This window comes from Flavobacterium sp., from assembly GCF_965277525.1.
Lineage (GTDB): Bacteria > Bacteroidota > Bacteroidia > Flavobacteriales > Flavobacteriaceae > Flavobacterium.
Map to the genome: position 1 here is coordinate 704,017 of NZ_CBDIDC010000002.1, position 22,115 is coordinate 726,131.

The 22,115-nt window shown below is 35.8% G+C and carries 14 protein-coding genes and 1 pseudogene; 10 read left to right on the forward strand and 5 right to left on the reverse strand.

The annotated features are described in order from the left end of the window. Positions 1-4: 4 nt before the first annotated feature. Complete coding sequence (locus ACQY44_RS05185) at positions 5-3,214, reverse strand: PAS domain S-box protein (protein ID WP_428229331.1); 3,210 nt, start codon at positions 3,212-3,214, stop codon at positions 5-7. 229 nt (positions 3,215-3,443) lie between these two features. Here ACQY44_RS05185 and ACQY44_RS05190 point away from each other — a divergent pair, with 229 nt between their 5' ends. Further along, positions 3,444-3,782 (forward strand): hypothetical protein, encoded by a 339-nt coding sequence (locus tag ACQY44_RS05190; protein WP_428229332.1) that lies wholly within the window; start codon positions 3,444-3,446, stop codon positions 3,780-3,782. A 476-nt stretch (positions 3,783-4,258) separates the two neighbouring features. Then, positions 4,259-5,089 (forward strand): hypothetical protein, encoded by an 831-nt coding sequence (locus ACQY44_RS05195; protein WP_428229333.1) that lies wholly within the window; start codon positions 4,259-4,261, stop codon positions 5,087-5,089. A 209-nt stretch (positions 5,090-5,298) separates the two neighbouring features. Here the strand turns inward: ACQY44_RS05195 and ACQY44_RS05200 are convergent, their stop codons facing one another. Both ACQY44_RS05200 and ACQY44_RS05205 read right to left on the reverse strand, forming a co-directional pair. Next, positions 5,299-5,562, reverse strand: coding sequence for a SemiSWEET family sugar transporter (locus tag ACQY44_RS05200; protein WP_428229334.1), 264 nt, complete (start codon positions 5,560-5,562; stop codon positions 5,299-5,301). Positions 5,563-5,738: 176 nt separating this feature from the next. Continuing rightward, positions 5,739-6,587 (reverse strand): SDR family oxidoreductase, encoded by an 849-nt coding sequence (locus ACQY44_RS05205; RefSeq protein WP_428229335.1) that lies wholly within the window; start codon positions 6,585-6,587, stop codon positions 5,739-5,741. A 301-nt stretch (positions 6,588-6,888) separates the two neighbouring features. Between ACQY44_RS05205 and ACQY44_RS05210 the strand changes: the two genes are divergently transcribed. The 5 genes from ACQY44_RS05210 to ACQY44_RS05230 all read left to right on the forward strand — a co-directional run bounded on the left by ACQY44_RS05210 (position 6,889) and on the right by ACQY44_RS05230 (position 13,585). Next, positions 6,889-8,109 (forward strand): hybrid sensor histidine kinase/response regulator, encoded by a 1,221-nt coding sequence (locus tag ACQY44_RS05210; RefSeq protein WP_428229336.1) that lies wholly within the window; start codon positions 6,889-6,891, stop codon positions 8,107-8,109. 9 nt (positions 8,110-8,118) lie between these two features. Further along, positions 8,119-11,688 (forward strand): response regulator, encoded by a 3,570-nt coding sequence (locus tag ACQY44_RS05215; RefSeq protein WP_428229337.1) that lies wholly within the window; start codon positions 8,119-8,121, stop codon positions 11,686-11,688. Positions 11,689-11,836: 148 nt separating this feature from the next. Next, the gene (locus tag ACQY44_RS05220) at positions 11,837-12,202 is read left to right on the forward strand and encodes a response regulator (RefSeq protein ID WP_428229338.1); all 366 of its coding nucleotides are present in this window, start codon (positions 11,837-11,839) and stop codon (positions 12,200-12,202) included. A gap of 7 nt (positions 12,203-12,209) precedes the next feature. Next, positions 12,210-13,019: a CheR family methyltransferase gene (locus ACQY44_RS05225; protein WP_428229339.1), complete on the forward strand. Its 810-nt coding sequence runs from the start codon at positions 12,210-12,212 to the stop codon at positions 13,017-13,019. Then, positions 13,001-13,585: a chemotaxis protein CheB gene (locus ACQY44_RS05230; RefSeq protein WP_428229340.1), complete on the forward strand. Its 585-nt coding sequence runs from the start codon at positions 13,001-13,003 to the stop codon at positions 13,583-13,585. Before ACQY44_RS05225 ends, ACQY44_RS05230 begins: the two co-directional genes overlap by 19 nt. A 2-nt stretch (positions 13,586-13,587) precedes the next feature. Here the strand turns inward: ACQY44_RS05230 and ACQY44_RS05235 are convergent, their stop codons facing one another. After that, complete coding sequence (locus tag ACQY44_RS05235) at positions 13,588-14,358, reverse strand: porin family protein (RefSeq protein WP_428229341.1); 771 nt, start codon at positions 14,356-14,358, stop codon at positions 13,588-13,590. A gap of 11 nt (positions 14,359-14,369) precedes the next feature. Continuing rightward, positions 14,370-15,491, reverse strand: a complete 1,122-nt coding sequence (locus ACQY44_RS05240) for a hypothetical protein (protein ID WP_428229342.1) — start codon at positions 15,489-15,491, stop codon at positions 14,370-14,372. A gap of 320 nt (positions 15,492-15,811) precedes the next feature. Here ACQY44_RS05240 and ACQY44_RS05245 point away from each other — a divergent pair, with 320 nt between their 5' ends. The 3 genes and pseudogenes from ACQY44_RS05245 (at position 15,812) to ACQY44_RS05255 (ending at position 21,913) form a co-directional block, all read left to right on the forward strand. After that, a complete protein-coding gene (locus tag ACQY44_RS05245) occupies positions 15,812-16,135 on the forward strand; it encodes a DUF6660 family protein (RefSeq protein ID WP_428229343.1) in 324 nt (107 codons plus the stop codon). Between the two features lie 117 nt (positions 16,136-16,252). Next, a pseudogene (locus ACQY44_RS05250) lies at positions 16,253-20,657 on the forward strand (CusA/CzcA family heavy metal efflux RND transporter). A gap of 2 nt (positions 20,658-20,659) precedes the next feature. Continuing rightward, a complete protein-coding gene (locus tag ACQY44_RS05255) occupies positions 20,660-21,913 on the forward strand; it encodes an efflux RND transporter periplasmic adaptor subunit (RefSeq protein WP_428229344.1) in 1,254 nt (417 codons plus the stop codon). Positions 21,914-22,115: the final 202 nt, after the last annotated feature.

Genomic DNA, 22,115 nt, shown 5'->3' on the forward strand with positions numbered 1-22,115 from the left:
TAAATTACTGTAATTCAGGAATGTAAATATCAAAAGTGGCGCCTTTATCTTTTTCTCCCCTTGCTTTTATAATTCCTTTATGGTTTTCTACAATCTTTTTTACAATGGCAAGTCCAATTCCGGTGCCTGCAAATTCAGTTTCTGTATTCAAACGCTGAAATACCTCGAAGATACGCTCCTTGTATTCAGTATCAAAACCAATTCCGTTATCCGAAATTCTAAGATGGTAATACAGTTTGTCCGGATAGTTTATTTCGTGTTTTATGGCGCTGCCTTTAATTCTTTTGGCTTTGATTTCGATAATAGGCCTAATATCTTTTCTGGAGAATTTTAATGCATTTCCGACAAGATTATGTAGCAATTGCCTAAACTGAAACGGAATAATAGTAGCTTCGCCCAAAGAGCCAAAAATAAGTTGTGCGTTCTTTTCTTCGATACGTTCTGAAAAATCGCTTTTTATTTCTTCGGCAATATCGTCCAGGTTTACTTTGACAAAAACTCTTTCGGCCGAATTTGTTCTGGAATATTCTAAGAGATCCTGAATTAAAGTCTGCATTCTTTTTGCTGAAACTTCGATTCTGCTCAGGTATGTTTTGGCTTTCGCCGAAATATTCTCATCGTCTAAATCAGATAATCGGCTGGCAAAAGTCTGAATTTTTCGAAGCGGTTCCTGCAAATCGTGACTTGAAATATAGGCGAAAGACTGCAACTCAATATTCATATTGATCAAATCCCTGTTTTTAATTTCTAATTGTTCCGTACGTTCAGAAACTTCTTTCTCAAGCTGATTCGTAAAATTCTTTTGATCCTGAATGTCAGTACTTGTGCCTACCCACATTTGAATATTTCCTTCACTGTCTTTTTGAGCAATCGCACGGCTCAATTGCCATCTGTATTCGCCATCATGACGGCGAAAACGATGTTCTAATAAAAAATCTTTTCCTGTTTTTATAGCCTCTATCCACGTATTAACATTTGCTTCGCGATCTTCCGGATGTACGATTTGGAGCCAGCCTTTTTTTACAACCTCTTCAACAGGAATGCCGGAGTAGGTATAAACTGACTGATTAAAGTAATTTAAGTTCCCTAAGGAATCACTTGTCCAGATATGTTGCGGCATGGAGTCGGCGAGGAGCCTGAATTTTTCCTCGCTTTTAATGAGGGTCTCCTGATTGTTTTTTTCATCTGTAATATCCATTATGGTCCCCAGCATTTTTACGGGTTTTTTATTTTCATCAAAAAATATCTTCCCGTGTGCTTTTATCCAGCAAATAGAATTGTCCGGTTTAATAACACGCGATTCGTATTTGTAAATGCTTGTTTTCAGGGCCAGATTATAGGCATTTTCTAAAATGATCTGATCATCGGGATGTACCTGAGCTTTAATCTGGGCCCGCGTTATTTGAGATGTTTTATCATGTCCAAAAATAGTGGCTAAATTTTCTGAGTAAATTAAATCCTGAGTAGGAATATTAAGATCCCAGGTAGCGATCTCAGCAATATCAGCGGCTAATCGGGCACGTTCCTCGGCATTTTCTACTTTTTTTCGCGCTTCTACTTTTGAGGTTACATCCGTTACGGTAACCATTACACCAGAAGCTTCTCCTTCTTTTTCGAGTAGTGGTGTGTATTGATAATCAAGATAAAACTTCTTAAGTTTTCCCTTTATATTTACGTACGCAACTGATTCGTTTTCGCGAACAATTTTTTTATTCAAGACAACCTGATCCAGCAATTCCGGGTATTTTTGCTCCAGTAATTCAGGAAATACTTCCAGAATAGGTTTTCCAATAGTTTCTTTTTTCTTTTTTTGCCAGATGTTTTTCATCATCGTATTATTGGCCATTTCAATAATATGGTCCTTGCCCCTGAAAATAGCCATTGCAATAGGAGAATCAATTACTAATTTTCTAAAAGCTTTTTCGCTTTCTGCCAAAAGATGTTTTGCTTTTAAGGCTTCAGTAACTTCATAAGCTACAATTATAACACCCGAAACTGTATTGTTTTCTTCCCTTAAAGGCTGAAAAACCAAATTAAAATAACAAACTTCTTGTTTACCATAACGGTTCAAAGTAACCGATAATTCATCTGAATAGTAGGGAATACCTTCTTTATAGACTTTAGAAATTAAAGGGTAGATCGTATCTTTTGCTTCCGGAACGGAATTAAAAATAGGTTTATTTAGGATTTCACTTTCTGTTTTATCCACAATTTGAAGATAAGTACTATTGGCCATATCGACTACTAAATCAATACCTTTGAGAATGGCAATCCCAAGTGGCACTTGCTTGACCGTATTTCTAAAGCGTTTTTCGCTTTCCTCAACCGCTGTTCTTGCAATGACCTGTATCGTAACATCGTTGGCTATCGCTACAATACCGGAAATGGTTCCGTCAGGTTCTTTTAAGGCCTCGTATACGACATTAATAAAAGTATTTTCGACTTTGCCTTTGCGGGTCAGTTTAACCGGAAGTTCATAAGCCGTAAATCGTTCTCCTGTAGTATAAACATTTAGCAAAACGTCCTCTAATCCCTGGCCCTTAACCTCTGGTAACGCTTCAAATATGGGACGATTAAGAACTTCTTCTATTTTTCGCTCCCAAATTTCGAGCATCAGTTCATTGGCAATTTCTACCACATAATCTTTACCCCTAAAAATACACATGGCATTAGGAGTTTGCAAAATATTATTACGATAACGTTCGTTATTATCTTCTAAATTCTTAAGGATGTTTATTTTGTCTGTGGTTTCATTGCAAATAACCAAAACACCATCTATTTTGCCCTCATCATTGTTTACGGGGCTATAACTAAACGTCCAGTAAACATCTTCCATTTTTCCGTTTCTATAAATGGGCAAGAGTTGGTTTTCGTGCCAGGTTGCTTCACCAATAGTTAGTACCTGATCGATTAGTGGTTTTATAAAATCCCAGATTTCAGGCCAGTAATCAGCTCCTTTTTCCCCTAATATATTAGGATGTTTTGCATCGTTTCCAAGACTCGGACGATAACCATCATTGTAGAAGCAAATATGGTCAGGACCCCAGAACAAAAACATAGGAAATTTTGAGTTCAGAAGAATTCCTAATGTAGTACGCAAACTTTGTGGCCATGATTCGGTAGGGCCAACAGGAGATTTAGTCCAGTCTTTAGCGCGCATTAATGCGCCCATTTCGCCTCCATTAGCAAGGAAATCCTGATTTGTAGTACTCATTAAAAGTTAATTTGTTTTGGTTAAGACAATAAAGCAAACTCAATAATTATGATTATTAAGAATAAGTATGCTTTTAGATAATGGCTAAAATTAGTAAAATAATTATTGATTTCTTTTTTGATTTTTTGAATGAGGTAATTTTTAAATCTATTGAGTTAATTTTATCTGTTTTCATTGATGAAATTTGGTAAACAATTAGATTTTATAAAAATCTTAAAATAATTGCATCATGAAAAAAGAACAAAAACACGAAACCGATTATATCAAAAAATATCAGGACGAAGGGTATACTTCAAATTTTTTATTTCAGGATGGCACCTTATTAGACTCAGAAACAAAGTATGCGTATCAGCCAAACGAAATTTTTATAGTTGCACATCACAGATATGAAGGTATGAGTGATCCGGATGATATGTCGATCTTGTACATAATCGAAACAAAGGATCAGATAAAAGGAACACATTTAATAGGGTATGGTCCAACGGCCGACCTCGAAGAAGCTGAATTTTTTAAAGATATTCCAAAGGCAAATTATTCTAAGAATGCCGATATCAGTGAACTTACATAAGAGAAAATAGAGAAGTATTTTTTATTTTGCTGGGGAGCAGTTGTTTCAGATTTATCTGAAGCAGCTGCTTTTTTTATATTAGGTACTGAGTTGCTAAGCTGCGAAGGTTCTAAGTTTTTTGCTTTTGCTACAAAAATAAGAAAGCACAAAGTGCATTCAACAGGATTCTCAAAATCTCGCAAAGACGCAAAGTTGTACTTTTCACATTTCAAATTTCACATTCACATCTAACATCTAACATCTAACATTTCACATCTAACATTTCACATCTAACATTTCACATCTAACATTTTTTTCTTCACAACTCTTTGTCTTGCTGCAAGTAATACGCTTCTAATAATTATGAAATATCTCTCTGAAATTGTATAAAGGTTTGATTCACAATATTTCTGAAATTTGAATTATCAAAATGAAACAAAACCGAAGTAATGTTTTGTACGTAAATAAGTACGAACTAATTATTAAACCATACCAAAATGAAGAAACTATACTTAAATACAGGAGGATTTGCTACTATTTTTAATGATCTTAAAGACAGTTTTAATGGTGAATTGACCTTTAATAATAAGGAATACCATTTGTTTATTAAATCAAAATGGGCCAAAGGAACTATTACAGGTTCTTGTTTAGAGAATAAAATATCTCATGTGACTTTTGATCTTGTGTTGAATCAGGATGTAAGTTTAAGTATAGAATCGTTTCAATCAGCGCCTGTATTTTTTGCGCATTGCGAGGACGGGAAACTAACGCATAGTTTTGGTGCTAATGGTGTCAAAAATAGCCTTAAAAAGAATCAAACGGGTATTTTGAGCAATACCTCTGTTATAAATAGTGTTTTGTATTTTGAAAGCCACAAGCATATTCAGTTTTCATTGATCGGAATGCCAACAAAGCTAACTGCTGAAGATCAGGATTTTGAAATGATGGCTCAACTAAAGAAAAGGTTTATGAATGAATCCGGAAACTACATTTACGTAGGAGCTGAAAATTTAAAAATAGCCCAAAAATGGCAGGAACTTACAACACTTCCGCAACAGGGAATTGTTAGAAATTTACTTAAAAAAGTAATATTAAAGGAAATTGTTGAGATGGAGATAGCCCAACATAGTTATAACTACCTCAAAACCTTTGACCCGATCGTAAATTTGGCAACCAAACAAATTAATGAAATCAAAAGAATTTCACATATGAATATCTCTGAAGTAATTAATGCCGCAGGATTAGCGAGCCGAAATTATCTGCCACGTATTTTTAAAGAAAGATACCACTTATCGTATAAGCCATACAATCAAAAACTAGCTAGCTAATAAGCATTACATATACTATACCTCTTTACGAAAAAAACAGCTTTCTACGAGCTGTTTTTTTATTTGTTGGAATTTTTGAATGCTAAAATTGCCCGCGGATGACAAGGATTCACTCGAATTTTTACTTTTTTTAAATTAGATTTTAAAACCTCAGTACCTTAGTAACTTAGCTTCTCAGTAACTTATAATCTTAAAACAGAACCTTTATCCTAACTTTCCTTCTCATAGTAAATAATAAAATAAACCATGATTAGGTTCAGGCATAAAGAGACGCTATTCGTTATTATTATGGGTAAATCATTCTTTAAAATACCATAAATAATCCAAACCAAAATTCCAAAAGTCAGAATGCCAAAGGTTTTAAGCGAGATTTGCTTGACCTTTTTGGTTTTCCAAACTTTAATAATCTGCGGAATTACTGATATCGTTACGCAGGTTCCAGCGAAGAGTCCGACAACATCTATTAAATTCATTTTCTTGAGTTATTAAAAGTTCTAAGTTGCTGAGTTTTCTAATCTCGCAATCCTGATAGCTATCGGGGAGCCAGCTCGTAAAGTTATCTTTTAATTGCATGAGCTTATTTAAGAATTACTAAGTTAAAAAGCTTAGGAACTTAGTATCTCAGACACTTAGCAACTTTAAAAAAAAACTATCCGCCAATCATTTCACCTCCATTAATATGAATAAATTGTCCGGTGATATAACTGCTGTCTTCACAAGCCAGGAATACATAGGCAGGAGCAACTTCAGAGGGCTGACCGGCTCTTTCCATTGGATTGTCTTTCCCAAAATCTGATAATTGATCAAAACTAGCCACAATCAAAGGTGTCCAGATAGGGCCGGGGGCAACACCATTTACGCGTATTTTTTTCTTGGCCAGCATGGTCGATAAGGATCTTGTAAAACTTACAATTGCCCCTTTTGTACTCGCGTAATCTGCTAAATGCTCGCTGCCGCGATAGGCTGTGACGGAACTGGTATTGACAATTGTATCTCCTTCTTTTAAGAATGGTAATGCCGCTTTTGTGATATAAAAATAAGGATAGATATTGGTTTCGAATGTTTTGTGAAGTTGTGTTGCGGTGATATCTTCTAATTTATTCTGAGGAAATTGTACCGCTGCATTATTGACTACAATGTTTATTTGTTTAAACAAAGTATGGCATTTTCTGACAGCACTTTTACAGAATTTCTCCTCCTTTAAATCTCCGCTAATGATTAAACATTGCTGGCCTTCTTTTTCAACGAGTTCTTTTGTGATCAGGGCATCTTTGTCTTCTTTGAGGTAAACAATCGCAATATTGGCACCTTCCCTGGCAAAATGTACCGCTACGCTTCGGCCAATGCCACTGTCGCCACCGGTTATAAAAGCTACTTTGCCCAAAAGTTTTCCGCTACCTACATAGTTTTCGCGTATAATTTCAGGCTCCGGATTCATTTTATATTCGTTACCCGGAAGATTTTGTTTTTGTTCCGGAAATGTTTTTGTCTTGTTCATAATACTTGATTTTATAGCAATTATTCTGACCCTAAAATAGTTATTGACCGGACAAAAAATTAACTGTAAGAAATATAAGATTATCTCAATAAAAACTGTTGTAAAATTTCAATTTTAAACATGGGAATTATGTAACGAATTGCTATTTCGATAAAAATGCATTCTTCTTTTTTTTTATAAATTTGAAGGTTTTTGACCGAAGTTTGGCTAAAAATAGTATCAGCTATTGCTAAACAAGGTCAAAAAAGATTTCCAAAACAAAACAAATTTTATTCACAACAGTTTAGTCCCCCAGAATGGTATGGTATTAATTGTAGACGATATAAAGGCAAATATTATTGCCTTAAAAAAAACATTGGAGCTGCATAATATTGATGTAGATACTGCGGAGTCTGGAGAAGAGGCGCTAAAGAAAATTCTAAAAACAAGCTACTGTCTTATCATAATGGATGTTCAGATGCCCGGACTTGATGGATTTGAAGTTGTAAAAATTCTTTCAGGAAACAAGCGTACCAAAGACATTCCGGTTATTTTTCTTTCAGCACTTAATATTGAGAAAAAATACATTTTTAAAGGATATGAAACCGGCGCCGTAGAATATATTACCAAACCTGTTGATAGCGATTTGTTGATTTTAAAAGTAAAGACATTCTTAAAACTTTACGAGCAGCAAAGAGAATTACAAGGTATCAAAGAATTACTGTCTAAAGAGATTATAATACGAAAAGAAGCTCAGGACAACCTCGAAATTAAAATCGCTGAAAGAACCAAAGAACTGGTCCAGAAGAACGAAGAATTAGAGATGAAGAATCACGAACTGCAGCAATTTTCATGGGTAGTTTCACACGATTTAAATGAACCCATCCGGAAAATTCAAATCTTTATTAAAATCATTAAGGAACTTTATTTGGCCAATGATGCAAAAGCCGTTGATTATGTAAATCGTACGATTAAATCAGCAGAAAGAATGCAGACTTTAATTACTGATTTATTGGCCTATTCCAGATTATCATCACAGGTAAAACCTGAAGTTACAGACCTAAACGAGGTATTGCAGGAAGTACTTTCGGATTTTGATTATCTGATAGAACGAAAAAATGCTACTATAAAGACAAACGAACTTCCTACTATAGACAGTATTCCAAGTCAGTTGCGACAAGTTTTTCAGAATCTGATTGGGAACGCATTGAAGTTTTCAGGAAACTCGCAACATCCGTTAATAGAAATTACATCTGAATTAATTGCCGATAAATCGTTTGAAAGCCCGGTTTCTCCCCAAGGGAAATTTTGCCGAATTACGGTAAAGGATAACGGAATTGGTTTTGACGAAATTTACCTTGACCGAATCTTCATTATTTTCCAGAGTTTAAACGATCGTCAGTCGTATGAAGGAACGGGTATTGGATTGGCGATTGCCAAAAAAATCATCGAAAAACATAACGGATTAATTACTGCAAAAAGTCAGGTAGGCAAGGGCGCAAGCTTTATTATCATTCTACCTTTAAAATATGAACAATTATAACCAAAAAATATGAAGAGTAATTTCAAAAGAAATTTATTAATAAGTTCCTTAGTTTCATTACTGGTATTGACGATCAGTTCCACGGCGTCATTTCTTAGTATACAAAGTTTATTAAGCAGTAACTCCTGGGTCAATCACACACAGGAAGTGATTTATAATCTCAACGAAGGTTCAGCTATAATTACTGAGGCACAAACTAGTATGCGTGGTTATTTGATAACAGGTGACGAACAGTTTATAGATAGATATAATGATGCTGAAAGGAGATCGAATACTTATTTTGATAAAGTAGCAGAACTTACTGTTGACAATCCGTCGCAACAATCACACTTAAAAGAATTAAAGCCGCTTCGAGATAACTTTTTTAAATATCTGAACAATCAAATTGTAAAAAAACGTCTTGGGAAGGATTCGGCTAAATTTGATCTCACTGAAGGTCGAAATATGATGAGTGATTTGCGAGCGCAAATTAAAACAGTAGAAAATACGGAACAAAGTCTTTTAAAAGAAAGAAACGAAAATTCAGAGCGTTACGGTACGTACAGTATTGTTTTGATTATTGTTGCTTTTATCATTGCTTTTATTATTTCGATTGTGTTTTTAATTCGAATTTTGAAAGATTTCAATGAACGTGCTTTGCTTCAAAACGAATTAGAGAAAAAAGATCGGGAAACTGCTGATAGAATTGTAGCCATCAGTACAATTGCCAGTAATATTTCTAACGGAAATTATGATATCAGAGTAGATGATACTAAAGCTGACGCATTAGGAAGTGTAGGGGAATCTTTGAATAATATGGGAATTTCCCTTAAATCTTCGTTTGATTTATTATCACAAAAAGAATGGATGCAAACCGGTGTAGCCAATCTTAATAATGTGATGTTGGGGGATAAAACACTTCAAAAATTATCAAAAGATGTGATCGAATTTGTATGCCAATATACCAATAGCAGTGCGGGGGTTTTGTACATTTTAGAAGATAATGAACTTTTTGTTTCAGGAGGATATAGTTACATACCAAGCAAAAACAGAGAGCGAATTCAGAAAGGGGAAGGCTTAATTGGTCAGGCTATTGTTTCCGGTAAAATTCTTGAATTGAAAGCATTATCACCAGATGATATCCAGATTAATTATGCTTTAGGACAAATAAAACCAACCCATGTTGTAGCGATTCCTTTAATAGATACGAGAACTGAAGGAGCTATTGAATTGGCGAGTGTTTATGGATTTTCCGCATTACATTTAGAGTTTTTAGGTCTGGTAGCCAACAACATCGGAATTGCAATCAAGTCGACTCAGAACAGAAAAAGGGTGATGGAATTGTTAGAAGAAACCAAATCCCAATCAGAAGAACTTCAGGTACAACACAGCGAACTGGAGGCAATTAATGCCGAGTTAGAAGCACAAACAGAAAAACTTCAGGCTTCTGAAGAAGAACTACGAGTACAACAGGAAGAATTGGAGCAAACCAATGAAGAACTGTCAGAAAGAAGTGTTTTACTGGAAGAAAAAAACAATGAGATTCAGAAAAAATCAGAAGCTTTAGAGCTTACAACACGTTATAAATCGGAGTTCTTAGCGAATATGTCGCACGAATTAAGAACTCCTCTGAACTCAATTTTGCTTTTGAGCCGTTTGTTATCTGAAAATAACAACAAAAGCATGGTAGACGAAGAAATTGAATTTGCTAAAGTGATTCAAAGTTCCGGAAATAGCCTTTTAGGACTGATCGATGAGATTTTGGATTTATCTAAAATTGAAGCAGGTAAAATGGAACTTGAATTTTTGGATGTTTCGACTAAAGAAATTACAGATACTTTATGGAACCTGTTCAATCAGGTAGCAAAAGAAAAAGGTATTAAATTCGAGATTCTTTCTAAGGATGCTCCGGTTATTATTAAAACGGACAAAATGCGTTTAGAGCAAATTCTGAAAAACCTGATTTCGAATGCCATTAAATTTACAGAAAAAGGAACAGTAACTTTAGAAATTAAAATAAATACTGATGATAGTAAAGTCATTTGTTTTATTGTAAAAGATACCGGAATAGGAATCCCGTTAGAGAAACAACCTCTGGTTTTCGAAGCCTTCCAGCAAGCTGATGGTTCTACAAAACGTAAATACGGTGGAACCGGTTTAGGATTATCAATCAGTAGGGAATTAGCGAAATTATTGCGAGGCGAAATAATCCTGCACAGTAAAGTTCAGGAAGGAAGTACCTTTACATTATGTCTTCCGGTATTTGGGTCTGCAATTCATAAAATTAATGTAGAGAAAATACCACCAACTGAATTTACAGAAGTTGAACCGGATGAAAAAGTCCCTGCAAAGAAAAAATACATAAGCGAAACTATCCCTGATGAAATAGAGGATGACAGAGAGGCTATTCTGCCGGATGATAAAGTGATTCTAATTGTCGAAGATGATATCAATTTTGCAAAATCACTTCTAGCGTTTACCAGAAAGAAAGGTTATAAAGGAGTTGTTTCGGTAAGAGGGGATTATGCTTTAAACTTTACATTACTTTACAAACCGGTTGGGGTTTTATTAGATATTGAACTGCCAATAAAAAGTGGTTGGGAAGTACTTGAGGAATTAAAAAACCATGCAGAAACCAAACACATTCCGGTTCATATTATGTCGTCGCATAAATTAAAACAGGAAAGTTTATTAAAAGGAGCGGTAGATTTCTTAGACAAACCGGTAGCGTTCGAAAGAATTCCGGATGTATTTTTGCGAATCGAACACATTATTAATAAAGAAGCACAGAAAGTTTTAATTATAGAAGATAACCCAAAACATGCTAAAGCTTTGGCTTATTTCTTAGAAACCTATAATATCAATTCAGAGATAAAAAGCGAAGTTGCTCAAGGTTTAGAAGCCTTGAATAAAACCGAAGTAGATTGTGTTATTCTGGATATGGGAATTCCGGACAAACATGCCTATCAGATTTTAGATGGCGTGAAGAAAAGTCCCGGATTAGAAAACCTGCCTGTAATAGTCTTTACAGGAAAAAGCTTATCGATGAAAGAAGAGGTGAAAATTAAAAAATACGCCGATTCGATTATTGTAAAAACGGCCCATTCGTACCAGAGAATGTTGGATGAAGTTTCACTATTCCTTCATTTAGTGGAAGATAAAAAAGACCCAAAAGACAAAAAAGAAAGCTATAAAAAGCTAAATTTACTAAACAATATTCTGCACGAGAAAAAAGTATTGATTGTAGATGACGATGTACGTAATATTTATTCGTTGACAAAAGCGCTGGAAGTATTTAAAATGAATGTCATTACAGCTTTTGATGGTAAAGAAGCCATCAAGATTTTAGCAGAACATCCGGATACTGATATCGTATTGCTAGACATGATGATGCCTAATATGGACGGTTATGAAACGGCTGAAAAAATACGTGCTAACCCTAAGTTCCTAAATTTACCGGTTATCGCCGTAACAGCAAAAGCGATGACAGGCGACAGAGAAAAATGCATCAAAGCAGGAGCTTCAGATTATATTACCAAACCGGTAGATATCGACCAGCTGCTTTCATTGTTGAGAGTTTGGCTTTACGATAAAATATAATAGGAAAAGTTTGCCACGAATTACACGAATTAGCACAAATTTTAAAAAATAATTCAAACTATTAATTCGTAAAAATTAGTGTAATTCGTGGCAAAAAAAAAAGTAGTAGTATAAAAAACTACAAAATGTATTAAAAAAGTGAACGAAAATGAATAAAAAAAGACTTTTAATTATTGATGATGATTCTAGAAATATTTTTGCTTTAGAACACACTTTACGTGCCAAATCATTTGATTGCCTGTCTTGTTTAAGTGCCGAAGAAGCTTTGAAGTTATTAAGCACAGACGAACATATTGATGCAGTATTAATAGATATGATGATGCCGGAAATGGATGGATACGATGCCATTCCGTTAATAAAAGCACTTCCTGAAAGAAGGTCGGTTTTTATCGTTGCGGTTACGGCTCAGGCCATGATAGGAGATAAAGAAAAATGTTTGGAGGCCGGGGCAGATGCATACATTTCTAAACCCGTTGATGTAGATAAATTACTGCTTATTTTAGGTAAAATTTGATGGGATTATGATTGAGGATATCGAACTAGAAACACTGATAAATGATGTGTATGAATATTATGGTTTTGACTTTAGTAGTTATTCCAGAGCTTCATTAAAAAGGCGTGTAAACAGAGTAATTCAGTTAGATGGATTTACGCACTTTCATGAATTTCTTTCCAGAGTTCGTTATGATCCGGAATATTACAAAAGAATGGTCGATGAGATTACGGTAAATGTGACTGAGATGTTTCGGGATCCTTCTTTTTACGCCATTGTCAGGAAAGAAATATTACCCCTGTTAGGTACAAAACCTTTTATCAGGTTATGGCACGCGGGATGTTCTACCGGCGAAGAAGTATATTCTATGGCGATCATGCTAAAAGAAGCCGGTTTGCTGCACAAATCCTTAATTTATGCAACGGACATAAATGCTACTGTTCTTGAAACTGCCAAAAAAGGAATTTTCCCTTTACGGATGATGAAAGAATATTCAGAAAACTATCGTGATGCCGGCGGACAGGAAGATTTTTCGAGTTATTATATTGCCAATTATGGTATTGCCAAGTTTAATGAGGAATTAGCCGAAAAAATGGTATTCTCCCAGCATAATTTGGTTTCAGATACTTCATTTAATGAGTTTGATCTTATTTTATGTCGCAATGTTTTAATTTATTTTGATAACGATCTTCAAAAAAGAGTCATTAATTTATTCGATGAAAGTCTGGCAGTTTTAGGTTTTTTAGCCTTAGGAACTAAAGAAACTATAAAATATTCTATGCCTCCAAACAAATACAAACAATTGGATAAGGAAAAAATATGGAGGAAAATAAAATAGTATCAGATTGTAAAGTAGTGATCATAGGAGGATCTGCAGGAAGCCTGAATGCTTTAATGCAAATCCTTCCTGAATTGCCTGAATTAAATGGTTTTGCTATTGTAATTGTGGTTCATCGAAAAAGCACAGACGATCAGACCTTAGAAGATCTCATCGCTTTAAAATCAAATGTAAAAGTAAAACCGGTAGAAGATAAAGTACCACTTTTACCAGGTTATGTCTATGTTGCACCCTCCAACTACCATTTACTATTCGAAAGAAATGAGACACTTTCGTTAGATATATCAGAGAAAATCAATTACAGTCGCCCGAGTATTGATGTTTCTTTTGAATCTGCAGCAGAAATTTACGGAAAATCTTTGGTCGGAATTTTATTATCAGGCTCAAACACAGACGGAACCTATGGACTTAAAGCGATTCAGGCTGCGGGAGGCACGATTGTCGTTCAAAATCCCCTTGCTGCCGAAATGCCTTTTATGCCGCATAATGCCATACTAAACACCAATCCTGATTTTATTTTAAAGAACGATGAAATCCTGGCGTTTATTGGTACGATCAATACTTAAAATTATTTTTTAGGTGTAACTTCATCTTCCGGAAGGACAATTTTATTCAATTCGGCTTCTTTTACCGCTCTTTTTTGCGCGGCTTTTCCTTTTCCTATAGGTATTCCAGCCGTTACATACAAAGATCTGTTGTAGACATTTGGTCCGTCTCCTTTCATTACCGGAACTAATCCGTAGTAGTATTGAACCGTTACATTTAATCCGTTGCCTACCTTCATATGGTAACCTGCACCAAAAACAACACCGGCATCAATAACACGTATTTGATCACGGATATTCTTTTTATAAATTACATCGTCTTTATCTACTTCTTTTTTGAATTCATCAAAAGCTTTGGCCAATAAACCAAACTGAGGTCCTGTTTTAAGATAAATATTATTTTTAAACTGATATTTAACTAAAACAGGTACATTAAAATACCTGATTTCACGATTGACACTTCCGCCGGCAAACGTATTATCGAGATTAGCATCGTTTAAAGAGTATACTGGCATTCCGTGCGCTCCCATTGGCGATTTTACAATCACTCCTGTATTGATCATCCATGCCGGATTTTTTGTAGATCGAATATCAAAATAAAAACCAAGATTAAAACCCAAATTTGTTCCCGAAGTTTCGAGGTCAGAAATGGTAGAGAAATTCACACCACCTTCTAAACCAAATTCCAGAAAGGGAGAATTAAGTTTGTCTCCAAAAATTAAGGAAATTAAAACCTGCGAACGTACAGAATTAAAACAAAACAATGCGATAAGTAGTACTAAACCTTTTTTCATAAAATTTGGGGTTAAAGTCCAAAACGATACTGAAGACCACCTAAAACCTGCGTTCTGGTTCCTAAAAATCCGGCTTCAACCCTAAACATAATATGTTTACTATATTGAAATTGAGATCCTACAATAAAATTCCACATATCTTTAGGCGCTTTATGTAGTGAATATTGTACTGTTGATGATTCAGCTGTGCTTAAAGCGCCATCTAATGTAGTCAGGAAAGTTCCGGCTGAGTTCAATGCCCTGTCTGCCGTATTATGTTTGGCAACATTGGCAGGATTATTTTGTTGCGCAGGTGTCAATCCGTTCCACCAGGTATCAACTTTTGTCTGGTTTTCAGACACTTTATCCAGGCCATTATTGACTTTTTCTTCAGCATCTTCCAGATTCAAAACATCCCCCAGGGAAATAGTTCCATTCGTATCCCCTGAAATGTGCACCCTAAATCCGCCAACCCACAATGCAATATTTCGATCCGGTTTACGCAACTTGAACGTTTTACCCAGTCGCGGGCCAAAAATATAAGAAAATGCAGGTTTGTCGAGAGAACTAATATCGGTCCAGGCCATATTCATGTCAAGTGCCAGCCAGCCCCCGCCAATACCAATAGTAGGAGTCATCCCAAAACCGAATGTTGTAGCATCAAAATTAGCGCTGGTATTAATAGAAGTAATTTGTGTCCAGTTATTATCAGCATCCGGAATCCAGATTCCGGCATTTATTTTTGTAGTGGTTTTTGACTGACCAAAAATTCCATATACATTTAGAAAAGGCAACAGCCAGACATCGGGTCTGATAGTAACCGAACTGGTAACTACAGAAGATTTATCAAAACGAACAATTTCATCTAAATTATATAAAGGGCCATTATTAAACCCAACTTCTAAATCTTTTATGGTAATGTCTGAATCCTGCCAGAAATAATTGATAGAAAGTCCGGCAGAATAAGGCAACTTATATCCTTTTTGAGCTACCTTTTCTCCCCAGATAGGTAAGGCATAAGGGTATTTTTCTATGGCAAGACTGTCTTTTAGTTGTTGGTTTTTTTCTCCTACGATTTTTTCGGTATAGACTTGCCCGAAAATTTGCATGCTAAATAATAATAATAAGGCTGATATTAGTGTATTACATTTCATTGATTTCCGTGTTTATAATTGTTAATTAATAGAACTGCGTAAAAAAAATATGTACTAATGTATGCTTAATAGAATCTGTGCGTATCTTTTTGTTTTATAGAATGATAGGGTTTGAATGATGTAATAGGGTGAACTTAAAACATGTGTTAATTATTGTTAAAGTTAACTAAAAAATTTTATCGGTTAACTTTTTTTTTTTAAGAAAGTATAATTTTTGTAAAAAAATATTTGAGGCAGATTTATGAAAATTTTGGCGTTTTTAGCAACATCATTTTCAATTATTTAGATTTTAGTATAAAAATAAATACTACTTTTGTTTTGTGAAATGGATTACAATTATATTGTCACTTTATTTAATGGCGCTTTCAAATATGCCTTGTGCAGATTTGGAAGTAGGCAGTGCCAGTCATAAAATGTCTCAGTTCTCTTCTGATGCAAATCATTCACACGACAAACAAAACGATTTATGTTCTCCGTTTTGTGCCTGTAATTGTTGCGGAGCTCAGGTTTTGAGTTACCAATTGACTCCTGCATTCACTTTTCCGGTAGCATATTCTATCATTTCAGTTCCATTACCTAATTATACCTCAGTTGCTGCTTCCAATTTCTACGGAAGTATCTGGCAACCCCCTCAAATAGCATAATGATACCCGCCACGTTCCGAAGTTTCGGAATTGGGATTTGGGTTAGAGAGTTGTGGGTTTTCCACAGTATTTAGTAGGCATACTTTGCCTAATTTCTCACGTCATTATATCTTTAAAATGTTAGATAAAATCATACAGTTTAGTATAAAGAATAAGTTCGTTATACTATTATTTACCCTTGTATTAATAGCTTGGGGAAGCTATTCGCTCAAACAATTGCCATTAGATGCTTTGCCGGATATTACCAATAATCAGGTACAAATCATTACGACAGCACCAACTTTAGCGAGTCAGGAAGTCGAACAATTAATCACATATCCGTTAGAGCAAGCCGTAAAAACGGTTCCGGATATTATAGAATTGCGCAGTATTTCACGTTTCGGATTATCAGTGGTTACCGTTGTTTTTGAAGACGATGTTGATATTTACTGGGCAAGAGAACAAATATTCCAACGCCTTAAACAAGCGGAAGAAAATATTCCGGCCTATGCGGGTTCACCGGAATTAGCGCCTATTTCTACTGGTTTAGGAGAAATCTATCAGTATGATGTTTATGCGAAAAAAGGCTATGAAAACAAATACGATGCGGTAAAATTAAGAACCATTCAGGATTGGATTATTATTCCGCAATTGCAAGGCGTTAAAGGTGTTGCAGATGTGAGTACCTGGGGTGGAAAATTAAAACAATACGAAATTGCCGTTAACCCAAACACACTAAATAGTTTGGGTGTTACGATTACCGAAATTTTTGAGGCTTTAGAAAAAAACAATCAAAATACGGGAGGTGCCTATATTGAGAAGGATCAATATGCGTACTTTATTCGTGGTGTCGGAATGGCAAAAGGTACAAAAGATTTAGGAAATGTCGTGGTCAAAAACCGAAACGGTTCTCCTGTTTTGGTTCGTGATGTGGCCGAGGTTCGTGAAGGTGTTGCGTTGCGTTACGGGGCATCTACCAAAGACGGAAAAGGAGAAATTGTTTCCGGAATGGTTTTGATGCTGAAAGGAGAAAATTCGAGCGCAGTTGTAGACAGAATCAAAGAAAGAATGATTCAGATTAATAAAAGTTTACCGGAAGGTGTGGCCGCTGAAGCTTTTATTGACAGAGGAAAATTAGTAGATAATGCGATCGGAACCGTTACAAAGAACTTATTAGAAGGGGCGCTGATCGTGATTTTTGTCCTGATTTTATTTCTGGGAAATCTTCGCGCAGGTCTAATCGTCGCTTCTGTGATTCCGTTAGCGATGCTTTTTGCAATTATTTTAATGAATGCCTTTGGCGTAAGCGGAAACCTGATGAGCTTAGGGGCAATCGACTTTGGAATTATTGTCGATGGAGCCGTGATTATCGTCGAAGCCACGATGCACCATTTGCAAAAACTCAAGCGCAATAAAGAATTAACGCAAAGCGAAATGGATGTTGAAGTCTATAATTCGGCTTCAAAAATCAGGAATAGTGCTGCCTTTGGTGAAATCATTATTTTGATTGTGTATCTGCCTATTCTGGCGTTAATAGGGACAGAAGGAAAAATGTTTAAACCAATGGCGATGACAGTTGGTTTTGCCGTTGCCGGAGCATTCGTACTTTCGTTGACCTATGTGCCCATGATGAGTGCTTTATTCTTATCTAAAAACACCGAACACAAAGAAAATTTCAGCGACAGGATGATGGCTTGGTTAGAGTCTATTTATACGCCATTTTTAGAGAAAGCCCTGCAATTTAAAAAGATGGTTTTAGGAATTGCACTGGGTTTATTTGCGCTCGGATTGGTTATCTTTAATAGTATGGGAGGAGAATTTATCCCCACGATTGAAGAAGGCGATTTAGCCATTAATGCTACCATCATGACCGGAAGTTCGCTTACGCAGATGGTAGAAACGACTACTAAATACGAACAGCTCTTAAAAGCAAAATTCCCTGAGATCAAAACCATTGTCACCAAAATTGGTAGTGGTGAAATCCCGACTGACCCAATGCCTGTCGAAAGTGGTGATTTGATTATTGTATTAAAAGACAAAAAAGAATGGTCAGGAAAATATAAAAACTGGGTTGATTTAGCTAACGCAATGAAAGAAGAGATGGAAGTAATTCCAGGCGCCAATATTGAGATTTCGCAGCCTATTCAGATGCGTTTTAATGAGTTGATGACCGGAAGCCGAAGCGATATAGCCATTAAAATTTTTGGTGATGATCTCGAGATTCTCGATGCGAAAGCCACGGAGTTAATTTCGAGGATCAAAAGCATCGATGGAATTGGGGATCTAAAAGCGGATAAAGTAACGGGTTTGCCTCAAATTACGATTAAATACGATTATAATAAAATTGCTTTATACGGATTGAATATATCGGATATCAATCAGATTATCCGTTCCTCATTTGCCGGAGAAAGTGCCGGTAAAATTTATGATGAAAGCAAAAGATTTGATGTTGTTGTTCGTATGAATGAGAACAATCGTGCCGATATCACAGATGTCAGTAATTTGTTTATTCCGTTGCCAAACGGACAACAAGTGCCGCTTTCGCAAGTAGCAACGGTAGATTATGAGCAAGGTCCTGTACAAGTAATCCGTGAAGATGGTAAACGAAGAATTACGGTGGGCTTAAATGTTCGTGGACGCGATATTAAAAGTGTTGTAGAGGAAATTCAACAAAAACTGGACAAAGATTTCAAGCTTCCTGCAGGTTATTATGTAACGTATGGAGGTCAGTTCGAAAATCTGGTAGAGGCAACCAAACGACTTTCAGTAGCCTTGCCTATTGCTTTGGGATTGATAGTGGTCTTGCTTTATTTCACTTTTAAAAGTTTCAAACAGGCAGGATTGATTTTTACGGCAATTCCGTTATCAGCAATTGGAGGTATTTTTGCACTCTGGATGCGCGGAATGCCTTTTAGTATCTCGGCGGGGATTGGATTTATTGCCTTATTTGGAATCGCGGTTTTAAATGGAATCGTATTGATTTCCTATTTCAATCAACTGAAAACAGAGGGAATAGTAGATCCGCTGCAAAGAGTCTTAATCGGAACAAAAACAAGATTGCGTCCCGTTTTAATGACCGCAGCTGTAGCTTCTTTAGGATTTTTGCCAATGGCATTATCGACAAGTGGCGGAGCAGAAGTACAAAAACCTTTGGCAACTGTCGTGATTGGTGGTTTATTCTCCGCAACATTATTGACGCTAATCGTTTTACCAATTTTGTATTTGCTGCTGGAACGAAAGTTTAACAGCAAAGAACGCGAAGATTTACGCGAAGAACGCAATGAAAATTTAAAAGATTAAAAAAATGAATTCAATATATATAAAAAACTCAGCGAACCTTGCGAAAAGTCTTTTGCGAACTTTACGGTTAAGCACGTTCTTACTGGTGAGCATAGTTACATCGGCACAAGAAAAAATCAGTCTTGAAAAAGCAATAGAACTTGCCAAATCAAACAACATTGATTTAAAAATTGCCGATAAAGAAATTGAAAGACAAACCGTTCTCAAAAAGACCGCATTTCAGCCGGAACCACTTCAGGTGCAATATCAGGGCGGACAATTTAATAGTGTTGATTTTGACCACAATGTTTCGATTCAGCAGTTTTTTCCAATAGGAAATATCACAAAAGCCAACCGACAATTACAGGAAGAGCTGGTAAAACTGGCCGAAAAACGAAAAGCATTGTCTTCTTATGAAATAGAAAAAGCGGTAACATTGTCGTATTATCAGTATTTGTACGGAGTTTCGATTCAAAAACTGAACTCAGAACTGAACGAGATCTACACTAAATTTCTAAAGAATGCCGAACTGCGTTTTCAAACCGGAGAAAGTGGAAATATTGAAGTAATTAGTGCAAAAGCCAAAGTAAAAGAAATTGAAACGCAGAAAGCACAATTAGAATATGACTTGGCGATTTACCAAAAGCAGTTGCAATTTTTTGTTCAGACCGATGAAAATATTGTTCCGGATGATAAAACAGCCCTGCAATATTCCCTATTAAAAGAAGAAGGAAATACGAAAGCAGAAGGTTTAATGACAGATTATTATCAGCAACAAATTTCGGTGTATCAAAAAGAAGCGAATACATATAAAGCCATGCGAACGCCTAAATTGGGATTGGGATATTTTGCTCAGACAATCAATACCGAATCTTTGTTTCAGGGTTTTACAGCCGGATTGCAAATTCCGTTATTTGGAGGTGTAAATACAGCTAAGGCACAAGCTTCGGCTATTAGTATTTCGCAATCGCAATTGGCTTTAGATAAAAATAAACTGACGCTGAATCTGCAAAGGCAGGAATTGCAAAATAACTTTGCAAAGCAACAAAAAGCAGTAGATTATTATCAGAAAGAAGGATTGCAGTATGCGGATCAAATTATCAATACCGCGCAAAAAAGTTATGCGAATGGTGATTTGAGTTATTGGGCGTACATCAGTTTTTTAAATCAGGCAATTGATATTAAAAAACAATATACAGAGGCCATTCATAACTTTAATCAAAGTGCTGTCGAACTTCAATTTCCAACCATCAAAAACAATTAAAAATGAAAAATATATATAACTATTTAACCGCAAAGATCGCTACGATTTTATCGCAACGAATGCAAGGTTTAATTTCTTTGCGTGCCTTGCGCTTTTCTCTCTTTGCGTGCCTTGCGGTGAGCTTATTCGCATGTAATGAAAAGAAAGCAGAAGAAGCTCCTGAAGAAGAAAAATCACAAACAGAAGTCGCTTTAAACGAATCTCAATATAAAACAGTCGGAATCGAAACAGGAGTTTTAGAAAACAGAAACCTGAATAAAGTCATAAAAGCTAACGGATATACGACTGTTCCGCCTCAAAATTCTGCTGAGGTTTCGACTTTGATAGGAGGGACGGTGAAGGATATTTTTGTTTTAGAAGGAACTTTTGTAAACAAAGGAAAAGTTTTGGCGACGATTCAGAATCTCGAAGTAATCGAAATGCAGGAAGATTATCATTCGGCTACAGCCAATATCGAATACCTGCAATTAGAATACAATCGCCAGAAAACTTTAAGTGATGAAAATGTAAATCCAAGAAAAGTTTTTCAGGAAGTAAAATCGAAACTGGCAGCCGAAAGAGCGCGTGCACAAGCAGCTAAGAATAAATTAGAAGCTTTGCATGTCAGTACAAAAGGCAGTACTTCGTTAGTACCCATTGTGGCTCCAATAAGTGGTTATGTAGGTAAAATAAGCATCGCAAAAGGGGCTTATGCACAAACGGGAGTCGCACTATTTGAAGTTGTAGACAATAGCCAGATGCATTTGGATTTAAATGTTTATGAGAAGGATTTGGGGGCTATCTCGGTGGGACAGGTAATAGATTTTGTTTTAACGAACCAATCTAATAAATCGATAAAAGGAAAGATCTTCGGAATCAATAAATCTTTTTCGAATGAAAGTAAAACGGTTGCCGTACATGCTAAAATCGAACCGGCGGATGCAAAAGGATTAATTCCCGGAATGTATGTTTCGGCGAATATCAATATCACAAATGCTACGGTTCCGGCAGTAGCAAAAGATGCTGTAGTTCGAAATGCAGATAAGTATTTTGTATACATTCAGGAAGACGATCATGAAGAAGAGAAGAATAAAGCAGCAGGAAATCATGAGAAGGAAATTCACTTTAAAGCCATTGAAGTTGTTCCGGGAACTACAGATTTAGGTTTTACAGAAGTGAAATTTGTAGATAAACTCCCTGCAGAGGCAAAAATTGTTACAAAAGGTGCTTTTTATCTGCTTTCTGCTATGAAAGGCGGAGGCGAGCACGGACATTAAAAGGAATTTGTTTGAGGTTTATTTTGTTTCACGTTTCAAGTTGTTGAACTTGCTAATTTTGCGTAAAGCTTTGCGAAACATGAGGATAAATCGTTTTAAATCTGAAAACTGAAATAAAGAAAACAAAAATAAAACTTAACGAGATTATATAATTTTGCGTAGAAACAATTGCAACAAAATCCTTAAATTTAGACAAAGTTTG

Coding starts and splice junctions, on each gene's coding strand:
- ACQY44_RS05240 (WP_428229342.1), bottom strand. CDS start 15,491: ATGAAATGTAATACACTAATATCAGCCTTATTATTATTATTTAGCATG.
- ACQY44_RS05225 (WP_428229339.1), top strand. CDS start 12,210: ATGATTGAGGATATCGAACTAGAAACACTGATAAATGATGTGTATGAA.
- ACQY44_RS05185 (WP_428229331.1), bottom strand. CDS start 3,214: ATGAGTACTACAAATCAGGATTTCCTTGCTAATGGAGGCGAAATGGGC.
- ACQY44_RS05200 (WP_428229334.1), bottom strand. CDS start 5,562: ATGAATTTAATAGATGTTGTCGGACTCTTCGCTGGAACCTGCGTAACG.
- ACQY44_RS05215 (WP_428229337.1), top strand. CDS start 8,119: ATGAAGAGTAATTTCAAAAGAAATTTATTAATAAGTTCCTTAGTTTCA.
- ACQY44_RS05195 (WP_428229333.1), top strand. CDS start 4,259: ATGAAGAAACTATACTTAAATACAGGAGGATTTGCTACTATTTTTAAT.
- ACQY44_RS05230 (WP_428229340.1), top strand. CDS start 13,001: ATGGAGGAAAATAAAATAGTATCAGATTGTAAAGTAGTGATCATAGGA.
- ACQY44_RS05190 (WP_428229332.1), top strand. CDS start 3,444: ATGAAAAAAGAACAAAAACACGAAACCGATTATATCAAAAAATATCAG.
- ACQY44_RS05255 (WP_428229344.1), top strand. CDS start 20,660: ATGAAAAATATATATAACTATTTAACCGCAAAGATCGCTACGATTTTA.
- ACQY44_RS05235 (WP_428229341.1), bottom strand. CDS start 14,358: ATGAAAAAAGGTTTAGTACTACTTATCGCATTGTTTTGTTTTAATTCT.
- ACQY44_RS05205 (WP_428229335.1), bottom strand. CDS start 6,587: ATGAACAAGACAAAAACATTTCCGGAACAAAAACAAAATCTTCCGGGT.
- ACQY44_RS05210 (WP_428229336.1), top strand. CDS start 6,889: ATGGTATTAATTGTAGACGATATAAAGGCAAATATTATTGCCTTAAAA.
- ACQY44_RS05220 (WP_428229338.1), top strand. CDS start 11,837: ATGAATAAAAAAAGACTTTTAATTATTGATGATGATTCTAGAAATATT.